Source organism: Photobacterium sp. BZF1 (assembly GCF_014349205.1).
Taxonomy (GTDB): Bacteria; Pseudomonadota; Gammaproteobacteria; order Enterobacterales; family Vibrionaceae; genus Photobacterium.
Genome location: NZ_JACSOF010000117.1, coordinates 1 through 20,900, shown reverse-complemented (window position 1 = coordinate 20,900; position 20,900 = coordinate 1). Strand labels below are relative to the sequence as shown.

22 protein-coding genes are annotated in these 20,900 nt (G+C 48.2%); 13 read left to right on the top strand and 9 right to left on the bottom strand.

The genetic code is table 11. From position 1 onward, the window contains the following. The 6 genes from BIZ37_RS21895 to BIZ37_RS21870 form a co-directional block, all read left to right on the top strand. Positions 1-324, top strand: a 324-nt coding sequence (locus BIZ37_RS21895) for a TRAP transporter small permease (protein ID WP_222939777.1), incomplete at its 5' end; no start/stop codon positions are given. Further along, positions 325-1,626, top strand: a complete 1,302-nt coding sequence (locus BIZ37_RS21890) for a TRAP transporter large permease (protein WP_187463321.1) — start codon at positions 325-327, stop codon at positions 1,624-1,626. 190 nt (positions 1,627-1,816) lie between these two features. Continuing rightward, positions 1,817-2,242: a homoprotocatechuate degradation operon regulator HpaR gene (hpaR, locus tag BIZ37_RS21885; RefSeq protein ID WP_187463320.1), complete on the top strand. Its 426-nt coding sequence runs from the start codon at positions 1,817-1,819 to the stop codon at positions 2,240-2,242. A gap of 271 nt (positions 2,243-2,513) precedes the next feature. Next, positions 2,514-3,734 (top strand): GGDEF domain-containing protein, encoded by a 1,221-nt coding sequence (locus tag BIZ37_RS21880; protein WP_187463319.1) that lies wholly within the window; start codon positions 2,514-2,516, stop codon positions 3,732-3,734. Between the two features lie 60 nt (positions 3,735-3,794). Continuing rightward, positions 3,795-4,481, top strand: coding sequence for an endonuclease III domain-containing protein (locus BIZ37_RS21875; RefSeq protein WP_187463318.1), 687 nt, complete (start codon positions 3,795-3,797; stop codon positions 4,479-4,481). Between the two features lie 159 nt (positions 4,482-4,640). Further along, on the top strand, positions 4,641-5,219 hold the full coding sequence (locus BIZ37_RS21870) for an outer membrane beta-barrel protein (RefSeq protein WP_187463317.1): 579 nt from the start codon (positions 4,641-4,643) through the stop codon (positions 5,217-5,219). A gap of 81 nt (positions 5,220-5,300) precedes the next feature. On the opposite strand, the gene hpaC is transcribed toward BIZ37_RS21870, so the two are convergent. Next, on the bottom strand, positions 5,301-5,807 hold the full coding sequence (hpaC, locus tag BIZ37_RS21865; RefSeq protein WP_187463316.1) for a 4-hydroxyphenylacetate 3-monooxygenase, reductase component: 507 nt from the start codon (positions 5,805-5,807) through the stop codon (positions 5,301-5,303). Between the two features lie 282 nt (positions 5,808-6,089). Between hpaC and BIZ37_RS21860 the strand changes: the two genes are divergently transcribed. Continuing rightward, on the top strand, positions 6,090-7,253 hold the full coding sequence (locus tag BIZ37_RS21860) for a C45 family autoproteolytic acyltransferase/hydolase (RefSeq protein ID WP_187463315.1): 1,164 nt from the start codon (positions 6,090-6,092) through the stop codon (positions 7,251-7,253). An 84-nt stretch (positions 7,254-7,337) separates the two neighbouring features. On the opposite strand, the gene BIZ37_RS21855 is transcribed toward BIZ37_RS21860, so the two are convergent. Genes BIZ37_RS21855 through BIZ37_RS21845 form a run of 3 tightly spaced genes read right to left on the bottom strand, consistent with a single transcriptional unit; the run spans position 7,338 to position 12,071 of the window. Beyond that, entirely contained in the window at positions 7,338-8,966 is a 1,629-nt protein-coding gene (locus BIZ37_RS21855) for a polysaccharide lyase 6 family protein (RefSeq protein WP_187463314.1), read from the bottom strand. Positions 8,967-9,023: 57 nt separating this feature from the next. After that, positions 9,024-10,280 (bottom strand): alginate lyase family protein, encoded by a 1,257-nt coding sequence (locus BIZ37_RS21850; RefSeq protein WP_187463313.1) that lies wholly within the window; start codon positions 10,278-10,280, stop codon positions 9,024-9,026. Between the two features lie 9 nt (positions 10,281-10,289). After that, entirely contained in the window at positions 10,290-12,071 is a 1,782-nt protein-coding gene (locus BIZ37_RS21845) for a sodium:solute symporter family protein (RefSeq protein WP_187463312.1), read from the bottom strand. 438 nt (positions 12,072-12,509) lie between these two features. On the opposite strand from BIZ37_RS21845, the gene BIZ37_RS21840 reads away from it, so the two are divergent. The 3 genes from BIZ37_RS21840 to BIZ37_RS21830 all read left to right on the top strand — a co-directional run bounded on the left by BIZ37_RS21840 (position 12,510) and on the right by BIZ37_RS21830 (position 14,694). Then, positions 12,510-13,193, top strand: coding sequence for an oligogalacturonate-specific porin KdgM family protein (locus BIZ37_RS21840; RefSeq protein WP_187463311.1), 684 nt, complete (start codon positions 12,510-12,512; stop codon positions 13,191-13,193). Positions 13,194-13,394: 201 nt separating this feature from the next. Beyond that, a complete protein-coding gene (locus BIZ37_RS21835; protein WP_187463310.1) occupies positions 13,395-14,111 on the top strand; it encodes a FadR/GntR family transcriptional regulator in 717 nt (238 codons plus the stop codon). Positions 14,112-14,274: 163 nt separating this feature from the next. Further along, positions 14,275-14,694, top strand: coding sequence for a GNAT family N-acetyltransferase (locus BIZ37_RS21830; protein ID WP_187463309.1), 420 nt, complete (start codon positions 14,275-14,277; stop codon positions 14,692-14,694). Positions 14,695-14,738: 44 nt separating this feature from the next. On the opposite strand, the gene BIZ37_RS21825 is transcribed toward BIZ37_RS21830, so the two are convergent. Both BIZ37_RS21825 and BIZ37_RS21820 read right to left on the bottom strand, forming a co-directional pair. Beyond that, positions 14,739-15,272, bottom strand: a complete 534-nt coding sequence (locus tag BIZ37_RS21825; protein WP_187463308.1) for a hypothetical protein — start codon at positions 15,270-15,272, stop codon at positions 14,739-14,741. 86 nt (positions 15,273-15,358) lie between these two features. Beyond that, a complete protein-coding gene (locus BIZ37_RS21820; protein WP_187463307.1) occupies positions 15,359-16,765 on the bottom strand; it encodes an alkyl sulfatase dimerization domain-containing protein in 1,407 nt (468 codons plus the stop codon). Between the two features lie 146 nt (positions 16,766-16,911). On the opposite strand from BIZ37_RS21820, the gene BIZ37_RS21815 reads away from it, so the two are divergent. After that, a complete protein-coding gene (locus tag BIZ37_RS21815; protein ID WP_187463306.1) occupies positions 16,912-17,415 on the top strand; it encodes a hypothetical protein in 504 nt (167 codons plus the stop codon). On the opposite strand, the gene BIZ37_RS21810 is transcribed toward BIZ37_RS21815, so the two are convergent. Together BIZ37_RS21810 and BIZ37_RS21805 are read right to left on the bottom strand one after the other, a co-directional pair. Then, complete coding sequence (locus BIZ37_RS21810; RefSeq protein WP_187463305.1) at positions 17,405-18,058, bottom strand: Crp/Fnr family transcriptional regulator; 654 nt, start codon at positions 18,056-18,058, stop codon at positions 17,405-17,407. The two genes, BIZ37_RS21815 and BIZ37_RS21810, sit on opposite strands and share 11 nt — an antisense overlap. 62 nt (positions 18,059-18,120) lie before the next feature. Further along, complete coding sequence (locus BIZ37_RS21805; RefSeq protein ID WP_187463304.1) at positions 18,121-18,777, bottom strand: Crp/Fnr family transcriptional regulator; 657 nt, start codon at positions 18,775-18,777, stop codon at positions 18,121-18,123. 334 nt (positions 18,778-19,111) lie between these two features. Here BIZ37_RS21805 and fabG point away from each other — a divergent pair, with 334 nt between their 5' ends. After that, the gene (gene fabG / locus BIZ37_RS21800) at positions 19,112-19,891 is read left to right on the top strand and encodes a 3-oxoacyl-ACP reductase FabG (protein WP_187463303.1); all 780 of its coding nucleotides are present in this window, start codon (positions 19,112-19,114) and stop codon (positions 19,889-19,891) included. Positions 19,892-19,952: 61 nt separating this feature from the next. On the opposite strand, the gene BIZ37_RS21795 is transcribed toward fabG, so the two are convergent. Continuing rightward, positions 19,953-20,192, bottom strand: a complete 240-nt coding sequence (locus BIZ37_RS21795) for a hypothetical protein (RefSeq protein ID WP_222939776.1) — start codon at positions 20,190-20,192, stop codon at positions 19,953-19,955. A gap of 241 nt (positions 20,193-20,433) precedes the next feature. On the opposite strand from BIZ37_RS21795, the gene BIZ37_RS21790 reads away from it, so the two are divergent. After that, positions 20,434-20,841 (top strand): DUF1330 domain-containing protein, encoded by a 408-nt coding sequence (locus BIZ37_RS21790; RefSeq protein WP_187463302.1) that lies wholly within the window; start codon positions 20,434-20,436, stop codon positions 20,839-20,841. The last annotated feature ends 59 nt before the right edge of the window (positions 20,842-20,900 follow it).

The following is a 20,900-nucleotide window of genomic DNA, read 5'->3' as shown; positions in this document are numbered from 1 at the left end:
GAAGAGAATATCTGTGTCGATTTGCTCGACAACATCTTCCCTAAACGCTGGGTTGGCTTGCGTCAGGTCGTGATCAACTTGATCTGTTCCTGCTCGCTGATCCTAGTTGCCATGATGAACTGGAAACTGGCTGGCCGCTCTATGGAGTATGAAGAAGTCACGGAAATTCTTGAGTTGCCCCTTGGCTATGTCACCTACCTGATTTCCATTACCGGCTTTGCCGGCGGGTTGCTGACTTTCTTCAATGCCCTCGTCTATGGCAAGACACTGTTCTCGCCTTCATCCACCGCCCAGCCACTGAATACCGAGAGCAAGGGGGTTTAAATGATTGAATCAATTGTTGGCTTTACGGTTCTGATTGCCCTTGTATTCCTTCGCTTGCCACTGGCTTTTGCCATGGGTGTGGTTGGTTTCCTCGGCTTTTGGTACATCAACGACTACAACTGGAACGCGGCAATGTCGATGGCAGCCCGCCGCATCATCGATACCGGTCAGGACTACAGCCTGTCAGTGATCCCGCTGTTTATCCTGATGGGTAACTTAGTGACTCGGGCGGGGCTCTCCAACGAACTCTACCGTGCCTGTAATGCCTTTGTCGGTCATAAAAAAGGCGGGCTGTCGATGTCGACTATCTTGGCTTGTGGCGGCTTCTCGGCAATTTGCGGCTCTAGCCTCGCCACCTCTGCCACCATGTCGAAAGTCGCCATGCCGCCGATGCGCAAATTCGGTTACTCCGACGGCCTTGCTGCAGCCTCCATTGCTGCAGGTGGTACCTTGGGCATCTTGATCCCGCCAAGCGTGATGCTGGTGATTTACGGCCTGCTTACGGAAAGCAGTATCCGTGAACTCTTCGCAGCCGGCTTCATTCCGGGGCTTATCGGTATCGTCCTATATCTGATGGCCGTGCAATGGGTAGTGTTCCGCAACCCAGAGAGTGCCCCTCCGGGTGAGCGTGTTAGCTGGAAAGATCGCTTTATCGCCTTGAAAGGGATCATGTCGACCATTTCCTTGTTTGTCCTGGTGATGGGCGGGATCTATATCGGTGCCTTTACCCCAACCGAAGCGGCTGGGATCGGTGCGACAGGGGCCTTTGCCTTGGCTGCCTACCGCCGCCAACTCAACTATGCCATCTTGCGTGACATTCTGGTTGATACCGCCAAGACGTCGGCATCTCTGTTTGCGGTAGTGATCAGCGCCTTGATCTTGTCCAATTTCATCAACCGGGCCGGACTGCCAACCGCACTGATTGAGATGATCCAGGCTGTGAACGTCTCCCCGATGATGGCGCTGGGCCTGATCATATTAATCTACATCATTCTTGGCTGCGTATTCGAAAGTATGTCGATGATGCTGCTGACTGTGCCGATCTTCTTCCCGGTAGTCGTTGAACTTGGCTTCGACCCTATCTGGTTCGGTATTGTGGTTGTCGTAGTAACGGAAATCAGCTTGATCACCCCACCGGTCGGCCTCAACGTTTTTGTGTTGTCCGGGATTATCAAGGACATCAATACCGCCACCATATTCAAAGGGGTATTCCCCTTCTGGGTGGCAGACATGGTACGGCTTGCACTCATCGTATTGATGCCAGCAATCGTACTGTTTTTACCGAGCATCTTGTACGCCTAGCGGGTGCATTCACGGCGGGCTCGTTGCCTAGCAGCAAGCCCGCACTTTTTACATAACTTGGCGATATCCAAAGTAATATATAAGATCAAAATACAGCTATAGCTTTTCGGAGCTTTGATTTATATTGTGAATATGTGTCTGAAACAAATAATAATTTGCTACAACACGGTAACGGCTAGAAGGTTATATTGTGACTAAGTACGAAGACTCGCTACCCCTGCAGCTGATACGCGCAAGGGATGTATCCATGGATTACTTCCGCCCTATCCTGGCGGACAATGAAATCACCGAGCAGCAATGGCGTGTGATGCGGGTGCTCGATACGCTTGGTGAAATTGATTTCTCCACCCTCTCCCGCGAGTGCTGCATTCTTGGCCCTAGCCTGACTGGGATTGTAAGCCGCCTTGAGAAAATGGGTTATGTACAGCGCAAGAAGTCAGCCAATGACGGCCGCAAGTACTACATCCACCTCACAAACAAGGCCAAAACACTGGTCGATGACCTGCGCCCGTTAATTGAAGCCCAATACATTGAGCTGAAAGCCAAACTCGGCGAAGAGAAGTACCGCCAGCTTTCCACATTGCTCAATGCGCTGATTGATACCAAAGAGCAGTAATTGCAATTAGCGTTGATATCCATGCCAAACCGCAATGATATTTCTCCCCATAAACAGCATCTTTATGGAATATCCACGTAACTTAGCGTTACTTGGATATTCCACACACTCCAAAAAAACACATCATTTAGAAGCAATGTAATGTGATTACATTCTCACTTCACAGTGCATTATTGAGAATAATATTAACAGTGCTCTAAGATTCTATTACCTAAAAAGTAGGATATGGATCCCACCTCATTTGTGATCATGCAAAATGTGGGCATTGGACATGGACATTTTTACTCTCGATATAAGAACGCTCAACTTTATTATCATTCTGTTTTCTTGTATCTACAGTATTGGCTTTATTTTCTATCAGCGCTCCCAGAAACAAATACCCGGACTGGAGCTATTTGCATTATCCCTTTTGTTTATTGGTGTCGGTCCATTTTTCCTAGGAATGAGGGGGACAACGCCAGACTGGTTTAGCATTGTGTTTGCCAATACTATTATTATGTTAGGCTTTCAACTTGTACTACATAGCCTGTGTCTTTTCAGGAAATCTTCACTAAAGTACACCTACTTTACCTATCTCTGCATCCCGCTCTCCATCTCACTATTTTATTTTTTCACCCATGTATCACCGTCGATAAAGGCACGGATTATCGTTATCAGTGTTTTTCTGGCCATCACCACATTGCTATCGGCGTTCGCAACAATCCACGGAAAGCACAAAGACTTGAAGATTGCAGTTTGGATGATGTCGGCGTCTTTATTCCTCTATGGCTCATTCATGGCTTTAAGAGTTATTTGGACCTTATATTCAGCAGAATTGCATAGCTTTATGTATGCGGGAATCATCCACCAACTCACTTTCTTGTTCAGTATTGTTTTAGTCGTTGCGATGAGCTTCAGTATGCTTTGGTTGATCAATGCCCGCTTGGTCAAATCCATCCATGACCTTTCCCGGCGGGACCCGCTGACTCAACTCTACAATCGACATGCCTTAGAGCGAAAACTGCCCAAACTAATAGCTAAGTTAAATAGAGTACAGCCACTCAGTATTATCATGACGGATATTGATAACTTCAAAACGATTAATGACAAGCATGGTCACTTGGCCGGAGATGAAGCAATCAAACGCGTGGCCCAAATCATCAGAGCGCAAAATCGCAACACCTATTCGGCCTACCGTTTTGGCGGGGATGAAATATTGATTATACTCCCCAAAACCAGCACAGGAGATGCCAGTAAACTTGCCGACTTGCTAAGGGTTAATATCTCCATAGGTGGGGTAAGTGAAAATATTTTACTAACCTCCAGTTTTGGTGTCGCCACCCTCCGCGATGGTGAAAGTTGGGAACAACTCGTCTCAAGGGCAGACCAAGCCCTATATCAAGCTAAGAAAGCAGGAAGAAATACTGTCGTTACCAGTTCAGGGCTTCCAGCTCCTTCTCCCATTAACCACTCCCGACATAAGCAGTCTGAAATTTATGACAAAGCCTTGTGACAGAGGTAGATGAATGGGCTACGCTGATTTCGGATATGAAGCAGGGCAGAAATACAATCAATGGGCACGCTTTCTAATGATGTATCAGGCCAACTCCGCCTGATAAAAAACATCTTCTCCACTCTAGAGAACCATTATGGCTACTTCGACTGGTGGCCGGATACCCCACCCTACCAAACCATGTTGGGCACTATCCTCGTCCAGAACACCAACTGGAGAAATGCCGATAAGGCATTGAACAATCTCGGTATGGCCGCTAATGATCCGAAGCTAATTGAACGGCTTCCGCTCGACGAACTGGCGCAGACAATCAGGCAAAGCGGGTACTTCAATCAAAAAGCGATCAAACTCAAAGCGCTAACGGAATGGTTCAAAAGCTATCAGTACGACATCGAACAAGTTAGAGCGATTGAGCTTCCAATGCTCAGAAAGGAGCTATTAGCTATAAAGGGCGTGGGTGGGGAAACCGCCGATGCCATATTGGTTTATGCCATCGGCAAGCCCTCTTTTGTCATCGACGCCTATGCCCGGCGGATATTCGAACGCAACGGGCTTGAAGTGCCAAAAAGCTATGAAAAGTTCAGGTTGCTGGTTGAGCAAGCCATTCCGGCAGATACCAAGCGCTATGCTTTTTACCACGGGCTGATGGTCGAACACGGCCAGCAATTTTGCAACAAAACCCCTCGCTGTACTGCATGCCCGCTTAGCAGTTCATGTGTTACCGGAAAGCAGAATAACGCCAGATAAACCAGCAACACTTGCTTACATGTGACGTCATTTAGCGGTCAAATGCTTTGAAAATGACGCCTTTTGTCAGCTTTGTGTTATTTCAGCCATTAGGCTAATTACAACCCCAAACTTGATCGCCATAATCTGCCCGCTTCCCATTTCCAAGTAAGGCAGACAATGAAAAAGTTACTCGCAACCGCAGCCTTAACCCTGCTAACTACAACTCCGATGGTTGCTAGCGCCAATCAATATCACACGCACCATCATTACCATCATGGCGGCGCTAACGCGTATCAGGGACCGCGGGTTGGTTTGGGGATCTCATACCTGTCTGATCGTTACATCGACACCGATACCGGCTTCAAGCTAGAGGGGGGGTACGATTTCAACCGCATTATTGGTTTCAATCTATCCTATGAGGAATCTGGCTACGATTACAAATACGGCTCGGTAGACTTCAGCACTGTCAAACTGGGGGCTGACTTAGGTTATGCCTTCCCGCTAAGCCCAAGTGTATCTCTCAAGCCTTACTTTTCACTAGGTTTTCACCGAACGACCGAAGATCATAATTGGTGCGAAAGAAAATACTGCTATCACTCGAGCTATACCGATACTAATACCTATTATGGCTTCGGTGTGCGCTTAACGGCAGACATGTTCTACGTCAATGTTTCAAACGAGGTACTCAAGCTAGACCTTGGGCCTTACCGCTACGAACCAGACCAAATTGCCGTCACTGTTGGCTTGAAATTCTAAGCACTGAAAGACCGCCAAAGCTTCAAAGCGAAAGTATTGGCGGCCTATCCAATATAGGAAGAGCTGACAGGGCTGGTACTTTTAAGCCACTTCCGGCATCTTCCTTGTCGCTTCGACAGATTTGAACTCTCGCGAGAAGTACACCAGCGCATCGCTCTCGGTAGTGGTGATAGACTCAACTTCAACAAAGAACACACTGTGAGTACCCACTTCGCTTACAGAGGCTATTTTACCTTCCAGTGTTGCCAGTGAATCCGTCAAAATTGGCACGCCATGCTGGTTGAACTCCCAACCCGGTAACTGGAACCGGTCTTCCATCGCCATACCTGTCATGCCGGCAAAATGCATCGACATTTCCTTGTGCTCGGCAGCACAAACATTCACGCAGATACGGCCATTGTCCTTGAAGATCTGGTTGGAGGCACTATTACGGTTTACACACACCAACACCGTGGCAGGGCTATCAGTTACCGAACATACGGCTGTCGCTGTCAGGCCGACGGTTCCCGCTTCCCCTCCAGAGGTCACCACATTAACGGCTGCGGCAAGGTTAGACATGGCATCGCGAAACTGTTGTTGAATAGGCATAGTTCGTTCCTTCCTAGAGCTGATTTATTGATATTGGATGCTGTGTATTTATTGTTAACCAGCCCAAGCCAAAGCGACATAGACAGAAAATCCAATCACTTGTACTTTTCGGGACCAAATTTAGGTTTAGTTCTGAGTAGAAGGCTGCTGTACACACCCTGAACAAAAGGTTCTACATAAAACAAAACCCTTTACAAGGTTTAATATCAAACCTATTATACGTTCCATCAAAGCGGATTGTCGCTTACCCCATTTTGGAATCATGCTATAAGGGCTTTTGACATGAAAAAGACATTGTTTGCTTCACTCATCGCGTTACTCAGTGCAGGTGTAAATGCCGAACTTATCCAGCATACAGACCAAATTGCCGAGGTGAAGTTTACCGGTAGCACCTATGAGCTTGGCAAGCATGTCGGTGAAGTCGCCAAAGACGATATACTTGATTCAATTGCACGTTTTGATGACACACTGGGCGTGATGCTTCCGGGCCTCAACGTAGCAAGCCTTGGCAAAAGCTATGATGGCGAGCAGGTTTTCGAGAACCTGCAGCAGCAGTCACCGGAGGCCGCCTCTTACATCAAAGGGTTGTCTGAGTCCCTTAACTTGCCACCGTCATTCCTGCTCGCTGTGGGTATGAGTGATGAAGCTATCCTTGAGTCGCAGCGCAACGGTGGGATTGGCTTCCTGCAGGCCGAAGCGCCGGCGAAGTGCTCGGTAATGGGCATGACAGATGGCAAGGGCAAAGGCTGGGGTGTCGCAAACTTCGACTACATGGCGGTGAACTACGAAGGCCTGATTGTCCTTAACCACACCGACGAAGATGGCAAAACCAAGGTGATCCAAACCTGGGCCGGCTTGATCCCTTACGGCGGTATTGCCAAAGGCGGACAGCCCCTGCTGATGAACACCATGGCAGACGAAGGCACCTACCGAGAAAAAGACAGTGGCGATATCCTCAAGGGCAACGCGCCAAGCTATGTACTGTCATGGGACGCCTACAATGCAACCAGCCCTGAAGAGCTGCTCGATATGTACCGCAGCGGCCCGGGTAAATACTCGGCGTATTTCTCCTACGTGATGCTGGACCCTGACGGCGAGGCACTGAACGTCGAAAATGGCTACAAGGCACGTTACTCATACAGCTACAACCAGAAACAATCACATGCCAACCACTCTAAGTTTGTCGAGCACAACTTCGTAGACAGCAAATTCGCTGCCAAAACGTTGGATCGCCAAGCCGCATTGGACGAGTTTATGGCCAGTGCCACAGCGAAAACGACACAGGACGAGGCCGTTGCAGCGATGCATAGCAAGCCTCTATGGAAAGGTCGCGGTGAACTGATGGGAACGGTGACCACCACCCACTACCAGATTGATGGCAACAAGGTAGATATGACAATCTACACCGACAGTGACCATGAGCCGGTCGTTATCAAGAACTACTAACAAAAAAAAGCCCGGGCACTACCTTGGAATGTGCCCGGGCAAAATACGACAATTAACAAAATATCAAACTAGCAAAATGTAGAACTAGCTCTTCGGTGCAACCTGTACACGGTAGCTAGGGCCGATTTCGTCAGCCGTCAGCACATGCAGTTTCGATACATCGGCACCACCTTCAGCAAACTGGTAGAAATCGCCCACTTTGGTGTAGGTTGGTTTTTGCTGGGAAACGCCTGCTGGTACCCCGTCAACACCGTGTACCTGACCGTAGTAAACCTCACCGCTGTATGTCGGGTTGGTCAACGGGGTCGCAGGGTCTGCACGCAATGCCTGCAATGTTTCGTCCAGGTTGAACACCACATTACTGCTAAAGGTGATCTCGTCACCCGTGAAGATAGTTTCTACCTCGCTGTTATCGAACAGGCTAACACGGTGGCCCTGGTTGCCGTGTACCATACCGAACTCGACATCAACCATGGTGTTGTTTTCCACCGTGACGTTTTTCGGCGTCCACTGCTTGTTGAGTTCTTTGCCCTTCACTTCCTGATCGAGCTGTTCGTTGTTCTTCACATCGATAATACCGGTGTTGATCACCACGCCACCACGGACATCGGCATTACCGGCGATCTGACCGCCTGAACCACGAAGGCCAACTAGGTAGTTATTGCGAACCACATGATCTTCATCGTAGATACGGATACCACCGGTATCTTGCTTGTTGTTGCCAATGATCACATTGTTTTCCACCACGTTCGCCTTGCCGTGACGCAGGGAAATCATCGATGCACTTTCGAAGATGGTGTTGCCGGCAATACGGTTCTCGCCCGATTTAATCGAGATCAGCTCGCGCTCACCGTCTGAATCCACCAGCAGGTTATTGACGAACTGGGTCGCTGACGGCCACTGGCTGCTCTTCGAATCACCGATACGGATCGCTTCCCAGCTGTTGCCGTTGTAACGGATCGCTTTTTCAATCGCTAGTTCGTCATACTGGTTCTTTTTCTGCGAGTAGAAGATATTGCCTTCGATCAGGTGGTTATCCGCCTTATCGTCAATGTTCTTCTGGATACCGATCAAGGTGCCGCGCTTATGCTTACCCTCGAAACGGTTGTTGATCACCTTGCCATCTTTGCCCCATAGCGACACCCACAGGTAACGTGGGTACTCACTGCGGCGCTCGTCCGGCTCGTACTCGTAATCATCGTTGAAGTAGTAGAAGGTCGAGTTCTGTAGGGTATTGCGCATACCTTCCAGACGCACGCCGCCAAAGCGCTCTGCCGGGCCACCTTCGGTAAACACTAAGCTATCCAAGGTAATATCATCGCCTTTGACGACCAGCTGAACCAAGCCCGTCAGCAAAACCGTGCCCGGCTGCTCGGCTTTCACCGTGATGCCATCGGTTGTCAGTTCAACCACACCCAGGTTGGCGTAACGGCCTGGGGCAATGCTGATCACCTCACCCGGCTTGGCATTTTCGAGCTGCTGTTTCAACGCTTCAACGGCAGCGCTATCCGCAGCCTCAACCTTGCTGGCATCGACAAGCTCACGGCTTTGGCCGGCAACCAGCTGCTCAGCCGTCAAAGATTGTAGTGAAACCTCAGCGATGGATTGTTCAACCGCTGTTTCTGGCAGCTGTACCGGCGTCGGTGAAGAAGCATGGGCGTTGAAAGATAGCGCAGCCAGCAAAGCCAGTGCGATAGGCGTGTGTTTTTTCATGGTGTTTTCCTTATACCGGGCGGCAGTATTACCGCCCGGGTGTTTCACGGAGAGGGTTTACAGTTTTGGATACAGCAGGTACGCGTCCCGCTCGGCCCAAACCTGTGACAGGTTGTTTAGCTCGGCATTGTCAAAGCCGATCTTGTCGATAACCTGATCGTAGTGGTCTGTACCCCAGGCCAAATCAGCCTTGCGGTATACCGTCAGCATGCGGTAAGTCTGGAAGCGGCCCTTCTTCACGTCGTTGTCAGGGTGCGGCCAGTCTTCGATACGCTGGTATTGCGCCACGTAATCAATCGCTGACTTCAGGCTACGACCACGGTACTCGTGGTTCCAGATATCGACGCCCAGCTTGTCGCCAAGCTGTGCCAAGTAGGCCATGGCATCAAGGTTGAAGTAGCTGTAGTGGTAGCCACGGGTACGCGCCAACTCTTCTGGCTGCGTGCCCTTGCTATCGAGCTGCTCACGGATACGCCATTTGGTCTGGGCAACCGTCATCTTGGCGATGTCCTCGCGACCAAGGTAGTAAGCAATACCGGCAATCTGCGCCTGCATCCAGGTACCGTGGTTGTTCGGTGCGAAGTGCTCGGCAGTACCCTGCTCAGAAGTGATCAACCAATCAAGGAAATCACCAAGCCATGCACGCATTGCGGTATCGTCCTGCTCGGTCCAGTGTTCCGACAGTTCAATCAGTGCCAATGCGTCAACCAAACGGTCCGAGAAGCTGCGCGAGTCAATCATGCCGCTGCGGCGCTGGTCATCAACACCCGGTACAGCCTGGGCATAACGCATATTCGGGTTCATGCGCGTTTCAGGATTGATGAACCAATGGCGCAGCATCTCTGCAGCCTGCTCGGCGTACTTTTCCTCACCAGAGAAGTAGTACGCCACGCCCAAGGCGCGAACCGAGCGGGTAAACAAGCCAATACGCACGGAGTCTGTGGCATCGGTCTTCGAGTCAGGGTTGGTATTACCGTCCTGACGTACCCATGGCAGGCCATCTTCCGTTTCCTCGTTCGGCCACCAGTATGGGCTGATAGAGAAGTAATCATGCTTGTCACCGCTTGGCGGCATCAGGGTCTTGTCAGTCACTGACAGCAGACCCACTTTCATTGCATCTTCTGCTTCATCCAACAGGCGCTGGTAGCTCGCCTGCGCCTCTTCTGTCGCAGTATCGTTGTGGATACGCGCCTTGCTCTCGGCAATCAAGTCAGCATCAAAGAATACGGTGTTAGGGGTACCGTCCACGGCAAATACAGGGGCTGCGAACAGGGCTCCGGCAATTGCCATTGAGGTAAGAGTACGTTTCAACATGCTCGCTCCTTAGTCCTGCTCGGTAGCCAGTTCGGCAGCGTCTTCAACTTTGCCATCTACTGCTTTGACCAGCAGCAAGCCGACTGCTAGAACAATCGCACCACACAGAACGAAGATCATTCGGCCCCAGAATGGGTTTGGCAGGGCAAACATCGCCATGACACCAACACCAGCTACAGCAATCAATGAGCCAAGCATACGGCGCTGCTTGTTATCCAGCTTCTTCTGCTCAGTAGACTCTGCCACCAACGGCGTTGATAGGTTATTGAAGAAACGGTCAACATCTTTCTGGCGCTCTTCAGATAGCGGCTTGTAGAACACAGTTGATAGGATGAAGAAGCCAGCAGTGAAGATCAGGTGACCAATCAAGCCGATAGCGACTTTCAAATCAGACCACTCACGGCCAGTTAGCGGCTCAAGATCAAACCAGTTCTGTACCATGTCGGCTGTGATAACGAAACCAACAAAGTAAGAAACGATACCACCGACAACCAGGGTACCCCAGCCAGCCCAGTCCGGTGTTTTCTTGATGAAGAAGCCACAGAATGCAGGGATAGTCATTGGGAAGCCGATCAGCGCACCGACATACATCATGGTGTCGAACAGGCTTAGTCCTTTGAGCGAGTTGATAAATAGGGCAACAAGGATGATCGCGATACCGAAGAAGGTAGACGTCAGTTTAGATACCACCACCAACTCTTTCTCAGGTGCGTTAGGACGCAGGATTGGCTGGTAGAAGTTCTTAACGAAGATACCTGAGTTACGGTTCAGACCCGAGTCCATTGAAGACATGGTCGCGGCAAACATAGCAGAGATCAGAAGACCCACCATACCTGCTGGCATGTATTCTTGTACGAAGTATAGGTAAGCGAAGTCACCGGCCTTAGAACCTGCGTCTGGGTATTGTGCCGCAAGGTCAACACCTTGGCCTGCGATGAACCAAGAAGGCATGAACCAGATCAATGGACCCATAGTCATCAGGATACATGCAAGGAGTGCTGCTTTTTTCGCGTTCTTTGAGTCTTTGGCCGCTAGATAACGGTATGAGTTCAGCATGTTGTTGGTAATACTGAACTGCTTGAAGAAAAGGAAGAATGCCCAGATACCAAAGATGCTTAGGTAGTTAAGGTTGTTACCTGATACGAAAGATGCACCTTCTTCTAGTGGGAAGTTGCTAACGATCTCGCCAACACCGCCGCCCTGGATAACCGCAACGATAGTACAAGTCACCGTTACCGCCATGATGATAACCATCTGCATGAAGTCAGAGGCGATAACCGCCCATGAACCACCGGTTACCGACATCACCAGTACAACCAGACCAGTCAGGATAATTGTCATGGTCATATCAAAGCCGAAGATACCAGAGGCAATGATCGCCAGACCATTTAGCCAGATACCCGCAGTGATCACGCTGTTAGGCATACCCGACCAGGTAAATACCTGCTCGTTATGCTTACCAAAACGCAGGCGAATGGCTTCGATTACGGTTACCACACGCATCTGACGGAACTTCGGTGCGAAGTACAGGTAGTTCATCAGGTAACCGAAGGCGTTAGCCAGGAAGATGATCGCAACAGCGAAACCGTCGTCATACGCTTTACCGGCTGCACCGGTAAATGTCCACGCACTGAACTGGGTCATAAATGCTGAAGCACCTACCATCCACCAAAGCATACTACCTCCCCCCCGGAAGTAATCACTGGTGGTATTGGTAAATGTTCGGAACATCCAACCAATTGCAATTAGAAACAAAAAGTAGATGCCGACGATCATGGTATTTAGATCCATCGTTGAAGTCCTTTTGAGTAGTAATTTGCTTATACTATAAAAACCTCGCCTAATTTCTTGTACTACAATATTCATTAATCGCGATAACGATCACGAATATTTTAGGATAAAAGTAACACAAAACAATAAAATACAATAAAAACAATAAATTAAAAAAACAATAAGCAACAGTTATCGTAGATATAAATATTGACTGAAATCAAAATGTCATACTTTTTTTGATCGGTTTCACGTTTATGACCAAGAGTGAAAATATAAAAACAACTTCTAAAAAAACAATTAAGCCACTGATATTAAAAAGCTTGATTTTTTATTTGTGACACAGGTCACCATAGATCATGATCACAATTAGCGTTTACCCCTGATTGACGATAAAAAACAAAACAATACTATTGTATTACTTTTTCGGGAACGCCCTACAATTCAGGAATAAACACTATGTTCAAACATTCTCCCCTGATGCTTCTTATTGGTTCAGCTCTTATTGCGGGCCAGGTCAGCGCTGCCTCTATCGACTTCCGTCATGAATACCGCGGTAAATCTGAACAGCATTCTAGCCGTGTAAAAATCAACGAAAGCATCGGTGACTTTTACTTCAGTGGTGAACTGAAATTTAAAGGCGCAGATGGCAAGTTCATGGAAGATCTGCAAAACAATGGCTGGGAATTTGACTGGGGATACCGCTTCCGTCTGAACGACAACTGGACTTTGCAACCAGGCATGCCAATTGAAGGCCGCAGCAGCGGTATGACATATAAGCCACAGGTTCGCCTGACTTACGCCTTCGACAGCGTGGAAGGCCTAACATTGAGCGGCCGTTACCGCCATGACTTCCGTACTTACAGCAACGGTGACAGCACAGACAAGCGCCACCGTGTAACCGGTAACGTTGGCTACCGCATTAATGACTGGCAGTTCGGCCTTGAAATGAACTACTACAAAGCAGAAGGTTACGAGCTATACGACGGTAAAGACACCAACTACGAGAACAACATCAGCATCCGTTACCGTCCAGGTGCTTGGAGCCCATATGTTGAGTTCGGTGACGTTAACTACAACCGATCTGATGCAAGCGATACCCGTGAGCTTCGTAGCCGTGTAGGTATTACGTACAGCTTCTAATGGTTCGCTTATAGGATATCGGCTACAGATAGACTGTTTTCTAGCTAAAAATTGCCCCTAGCGGTAAATTTTATTACGATAAAAAGCCGACGAAAGTCGGCTTTTTTGCCTGAAAAATTCAAAACTACTCAAGCTAAAACACTAAATCCAGTATACTGTAGTCATATAGTCATACATATTGTTATTGAACCAAGGATTAACATGTCTTCTAGTTTTACCGCGATTGCGGGATCCAAACGCAGCCTGCATGTGCAGGTAGCCCGCGAAATCGCCCGTCGCATTCTCTCTGGCCAGCTCGCGCAAGGCCAAGTGATCCCTGGAGAAATGACGCTCTGTGAACAATTCGGCATCAGCCGCACCGCCCTGCGTGAAGCTGTTAAGCTTCTGACGTCAAAAGGTCTGCTTGAGTCAAAGCCGAAAATCGGTACCAAGGTTGTTGACCGCCTGAACTGGAACTTCCTTGATCCACAACTTCTAGAATGGATGGAGGGCCTGCAGAACGCGGAAATCTTCTACCATCAGTTCCTTGGCCTGCGTAAAGCCATCGAGCCAGAAGCCTGTGCCCTAGCAGCACGCAATGCCACTGCCGAGCAGCGTATCGAGCTATCAGAGACCTTCCAGCAAATGTGTGAAATTGCGGATGACTTTGACCAAGCACGCTGGGCAGAAGTCGATATGCACTTCCACCGTTTGATTTTCTTCTCAACAGGTAACGACTTCTACCTACCATTCGGCAATGTAATGGCGACGATTTTCATGAGCTTCATTCACCACTCGTCCAAAGATGGTGGCGTTTGTATCAATGAGCACCGTGCAATCTACGATGCCATCATGGCCGGCAATGCTGACAAAGCGCGTTCCGCGTCTCAGTTCCTGCTAAAAGAAGAGAAGCACCGCTTGCCAAGCGAAGTGGCTTAAGCCGCGCTCCTACTTGTACTGTATATATCCAATAGGCACCCTAAGCCGCTTGGATATATACAGTTCTTAATATGCTCGTATTATTCTTTTTTGAGTTTTCACTCCACAAACTTGTCATATCCTTCTGCTAGGCTGACGTAGTCATACTTAAATGGGAGTGGATATGATCCGACAAACCAACATGGATGATGGCCCAGCGATTGGAAAATTGCTGACTCAGCTTGGTTACCAAACCTCACCTGAGATTATCGAGTCAATGCTGGACGACAACAGGCAAACAACCATGGTTTTCGATAGCGAAGACGGGTTACTTGGATTGATAGCCTTGATCATCTTTCCGTATTTTCCTACTGGCGAGCAAATCTGCCGTATCACCGCCCTAGTGACAGAGAAAGACAAGCGAGGCAAAGGCATTGGTTCAACGCTCATTGAAGTGGCCAGAAACCATGCCAAAGAGCATGGCTGCCAGTTATTGGAAGTGACGACATCGCTAAGTCGCTACCAAGCCCAGGAGTTTTATGCCAAGCAAGGATTTGAGAAACGCTCGTTGCGCTATACCCTTGAAGTCTTACAACAACAGTAAAATAAAACCTCGCCCAAGCGAGGTTTTTAATTGAACCGCAAAAATCACTTTCTCTCAATCTTGTGAACGAAACGGCATACCTCGGCATCTTCTGTCATCAGGTCATGGATCTCGACCCGGTAGTCAGGATTAAGTGCTTCACCTGTGTTCTGCTCCATCGCCGCAACCACATGTCGGCAAAAGTCAGCACGGCATTGTTTACTCTCTGTCGCTGCTTTTAATGCGTCACATACCACACAGGCCGTTTCCACTCGTACCGGATGACCGCTTTCAGTGGTTTCCCAATGGCCTTCAACCCCCAGGATCGGATCTTCGTAATCGTGATAACTACCGAGCGATTTCGGATCATTGACATCAATCGCCATTTTCTTTGCCAGATAAGGTGCCCGAGAACGGCCAAACTTGGCAAAGGCCGGGATCCAAAATGACTGCCAGGTTTTAAGGCCACCACGCTCATATTGTCGCACAACCAACTTTATCAGCAGCGCATTACCAGCCTGAAGCACCTTTCTAAGAGGCTTGATATGGTGGGCGAGAATGATCGAATAGTGTAGATAGTAAGCAAAAAGGGTCTTCATAAAAGTGTCCTTTGCAAGGAGTACAGATGCCATAAAGCCCACCCGACTCGGGTGAGCTTGCTATGTCATGAATAGGAGCGAAGGGCCTAGTATTCGCCGGTCAATACAATCGGCAGATCAAGCTTGCCCTCCAGTACCAGTGCGTGTGTCAGGTACCAGTTACGGGTATTGGAAGCTGTCGCGTATTGCGCCTTGCTACGAAGCGCGTCTGCTTTCACCTGCTTGGCTTCGTCACTTCCTGCACGGATTGCATAAGTCGCCAATTGCGCAGACCACTGGTATTCACCCTCTTTATGGGCTTCCTTGGCTTGGCTGATCACTTGATCTACCCCACCCATTGCCTTGACCATACGGCGTGCTTCATCGTTACGCTCCAGCGGGTGCAGGTCGACAGAGTCGTTACCGAACCAGTGCATCGCTTGGTTGTAGTACCGGCGGGTATGGAAGCTCCATTCACCGTAGTTTTGCTCCATGTGCGGCGAGTTAGCCAGTTCTTCAGGGAACGTCACGTTGTATTGGATTTCATCCGGTGACATACCTTTCCCAATGGCCTTTTCGGTTTCAGAAACCAGCAGCTCGATAGACTTCATCTGGGCAGTTAGCTGCTCTTTGAAGATTTCACCAGACACCGGCTTGCCGTGCACTTTCAGGCTATACTCTACATCCTGATCAAGCAGCCACTGGGTTGCCTGGGTCATCAACTCCACTTCACGCCAACGGTCGCCGCGCAAGGTAGAGAAGTTGAACAAGCCATGTGCCCAGTAAGTGTTGTCGATGCTGACCTTCTGCTCTGGCATGTAGATGCTCAGACCATCCAGGGTATCCGAATGACCGGCATGGGTAACAAATTTCACGCCATCGATTTCGAACTCGGTTTCGTCATCGCCCACCAGCTTGGTAGGTGCCATATACCCAGAAATATCAGAGATATCAACATTCACTAGGCCAGTGACCGATGGCGAATCCTGCCCTTCTTTCGGCAGGAAAGTACCTAGCTGGATCTGGGTACGAAGGACACGGGCAGGTGCAGTTGGTGAAGATGCATCTGTCGAAGTCGTCAGTTCGCTCTGATGGTTCTCGTGGGCAACAACAACCGTATCATCGCTAACATTCCATTCGCCGGCACCGAAAATGTAATGCCAGTGGGTATAGATAAAGCCTTTTACTGGCTTGGATGAAACCTTCTCGGGCAGCATCGACATGGCTTTCTGGGCATAAGCGCGGCTAATACCACCGTCGATAACAATAAGGCCGGTTTCACCTTCAATCACATTAATGTTATCCATGCCAAGGCCAGTGACGGACCATACCCCAGGTACGACTTCATAAACAGCTTCAGTGTACTGCTGATCTTTATTGTTCAGGCTTTCAGCGACAATCGCACCGGTTGGGCTCACTACATTTTGAGCATCTACTGACAGTGAGGTGCTGGTAAATGCCGAAGCGGATGTGACGGCTGCAACTAACGCTGCAACACAAGTAAGTTTATACATAGTCTTACCCTTGCATTTTCGAAAAAGTTAATTCACGCAAAGCATATCAACAGGATTCCTTTTCAATATTGCAAAGTACAATTTCCATTCTGATATTTAGTGATACATTTCACTAAAATATTTATTGGTAATTAAATAAGTAAACAATGAAAAAAGACAAGCTATCGTTATTTATAGCCGCGCTATTATTTTCATGCTCAGCTTTAGCATGCCCATTTCATATGAGCATGGAGTACGATGATAACAGTCCGGTGCTTCCCGGTACGATGCAATTGGTGCTAGCGGGTATGTACGCCGAACAAACCGGGATTATCTACCCAGTGGTTACATTAGAGGGGATACCCGCCTTTCAGAGGGCATCTTGGTGGTTAAACTTATTTTCAAGAAAAATTGAAAAACAGGGCGTTAGTGATGTTTACATCCTGCTAGCAGACGTACCAATGTGGTCCAGTTACGGTATTAACAACGAGGGGAGGCTCGAGGTCGATATCAATCCGCCAGCGGATTATGCCAACACAATTATGCTCACCCATGTCGGTCTACAAGCTATCATCGAAGGCAATATTTCAATGCAGGAAGCATTCGACAATAATATTGTCCTTATTCACCAAGACCAAAACAAAATAAAAGAAAAATTAATTACTCGTTAAGTTCGGATTCAACTAATGTCACAGAGCCATAAGTATTCACAATCCTTTTTCCTTTTTCTAATTCATTCAGCGACCGGTGTATCTTATATTTACTGACACCCAAATAATGAGCCAGTTTTTCAGCCGTGATATCAACATTGTTATTTTCATCTTTTAATAAAAACAAGCGGTGAATAATTCTTTCTTTGAGAGGAAGAAGCATCGCGGCCCGATACGCTTTTTCTGCCAACCTGAACAATGCTGCTGCAGAGTGGGCCACCAGTCTCATGGTTTCGGCATCTAAAACCGGATCACTTCGCAACATACGATATGGCAAGAACAGCACAGTACATGGCTGAATCGCTATCACATCAACAGGTGAAGCTTTGCCATCAATATATCGAGGGCCATTGAGCAAACTACCGGGGCTAAACCGCTCGGCAATAATCGTATCACCTTCAAAAGACGTTATATGGACCTCGGCATCGCCAGACGCCAAGTACCCCAAACGCTGGGTTGTTTCTTCTTGGAAGACGATGATCTCACCAGCCTCGAAGCGCTTTGCCACCGCGTTTTTCATAAATGCTTGATACAAATGCGGGTAGTTCTGCTCGGAAAGCATCGAAGTGAAATGCTCCAGTTCCGCTCTGTTTTCATGCTGCATGACACATTGCCCAACTCAAAATCGCCACCTTATACCGATAGTAGCAAACAATACTGTCCCGCTTAATGCAAAGAGGAACTCGCTACCAGGCTATGTTCGTGTTCTGCCGAAAAAGAAATGCAGTTCTTTTCCACTCGCAGTACCCCTTTTTTCTGAAGATCTTTGACCACTTTCGCCACGGTGTTGCGTGATATCACCATCAAGGAAGCAATATGGCGGAAATTCAGGTAGACCCGATTATCCGGGTTCAAATTTGCAAGGTGCTGCAAACACATAAGGATTTTTTGTTCCGGGTTCTTCTCCGAATGAATGTAATTAATGCTGGTCACGGTATAGAGTTTGAGAGAAATCGACTTGAGCACAAATCGCGAGAAAGCCAAAGATGTGTTTATCAACTCCCTGGCACGGGAAATAGGGATCGACAGTACGGTGACATCCGTCAATGCTTTCAGAGATTCCAGACGGGGCTGCGGGTTCAACAGATACATGTCATTCACTAGGATCCCAGCGGAGAAAACGGCGTAGAAGTAATCGTCTTTTGATTCGAATGGGGCTTGCAGCGCAATAATCCCATCTATGGGTAAATAAAGTGCCTCGGGATACTCATTTTGAAATCCAAGATACTTGCCTCGCTGTAAGGTCCGGAACGTCCCAGCCTGTATCAGTAGCGCTGTAAGGTCGTCAGAAAGGCCATATATCTGTTGCAGTGCTTGTCTCATCTGTCTTTGCTTCACCCTGTACCATTTGCCTCCTTGCTGTCACCGTTAACGGCCATCCCACCGTTAAAATGACAATATTATCAATGCGTATTTTACGCAAAATGGCACCTTGCAATTTTACCCTTGAAAAATGCCCATGATGTGACGGTTGACCGGCAATGAATTTGTAACGAATCATAACCCGTGTGCCCCAGCCCGCTTGCAAATGATTTGCAAATAAATGGCACCGAGCTCAATGTATAGAAAAACTTACAATTAAGACCAATAAGTTATACTAAACGCACATTATGATGCCTTCTCCACAATACACGCAGATAATTGGAGAAGATTCATCATGCTCAGCTCAATCAAAGGTCAAACGGTCACCATCACTGGGGGAAGCAAGGGGATCGGCAAAGGCATCGCCCGTGTTTTTGCTCGCCAAGGTGCCAATGTTGTTATCGTTGCCCGTGGTGAAGAGTCCGCTCAACAAGCCACATCAGAACTGCTTGATCTGGGATTCAATGCTGAATACCTGTTAGCAGATGTCAGCAACTGGCAAGATATGCAGCGCATGGCTGAATCTGTCAGGGAAAAATATGGCCGTATCGATATTTTGTGTGCCAATGCCGGGATCTTCCCGCAAGCTAGCCTGAGCGAGATGGATCCGGAGAATTGGGATCAGGTTATGGATACCAACCTAAAAAGCCTCTTCCTTAGCGTCAAAGCGGTTACACCATTCATGAAGGAGCAAGGTAAGGGCCGGATCATCGTTACCTCATCCATTACCGGCCCAATTACTGGCTTTCCGGGTTGGTCTCACTATGGTGCCTCCAAGGCGGGGCAATTAGGCTTTGTTAAAACCGCAGCTATCGAATTAGCGCGCGCTGGCATTACCATCAATGCCGTTATGCCAGGAAACATCTATACCGAAGGACTGCAAGATCTCGGTCAAGACTACCTAAACACCATGGCAGCATCCATCCCGCTTAACCGCTTGGGGGATGTCGAGGATATCGGAAATACAGCTCTGTTCTTTGCCTCCGACGAAGCCGGCTATATCACCGGGCAAACCCTAGTCGTCGATGGCGGACAGATCCTGCCAGAGTCATTGGAAGCGTTGGAAGGGCTTTAACTGAACGAACAGCGCCTGCACTGGCGCTGTTCAGTACATTCGATTAGCTATCTTAGCCTCGCTAGTCAGCCTTCTTCCTAGGAGGCTTTTCTGGCATTTCAGCTTTCGTGATCACACCGTCGCCATCGACATCAATGGTATCAAAGTGATCGGCCAAGGGGCCTTTCACCTCATCCCGTGACAACACACCATCACCATTGGTATCAAGATCATCAAACGATGGTTTCTTCTTGCCATGGTGCTCAGCAAAGGCTGCAAAAGACAGAAGCGATAACATCATTGCATATAATATCGATTTCATCGTCATACCCCATTTGAACAATATCAGGGTAAGGATAGGTGATAGACTCTTCAACGTATGCCTGAATTACGCCTTATTGTCCTCTTATAGCAACCACAAACCATATAAATCATTTATTTTCCGAAAAAGATCGCCTTAATTCAAAATTAGACTTTACCTTTATTTAACATCTCTTCATATTAAAGGACGTGTGAGTAAAAATAACCCGTCAGTTATTAAGCACTAAACACTTGGAGAGAATATGGAAGTTCTAAATCAGCTTTACCCCTCTGACAAGCAGATGGAGAGACTCAATAATGAGCCTGAAAGTGGTGAAATTCATCTGCTTAATTTATTCCGGTTCAAAGAAACAGCCGTTTATCCCGATGGTCGTGAATCAACATTAACCGGCAAGGAGGCTTATCAACTGTATGGCAAGCCGATGCTGGAAGTGCTCGATAAATATGGTGCAGAGGTGGTTTTCTACTCAGAAATAACCGGACTTATAATAGGGGAAGTCGACGAACTGTGGGATGCATTTGTTATTGTTAAGTACCCTTCCCGCCAAGCATTGCTGGATATGACATCTTCAGAAGAATTCAAAGCTCTGAGTATTCACCGCGAAGCCGGACTTGAAGGCCAACTCAATATTGAAACCAGTATTCCCTAGAAAAAGGTATTTCTTAGCGCCAAACAATTAGCGATAAAGTATCTCCAAGGAAAAAGCCA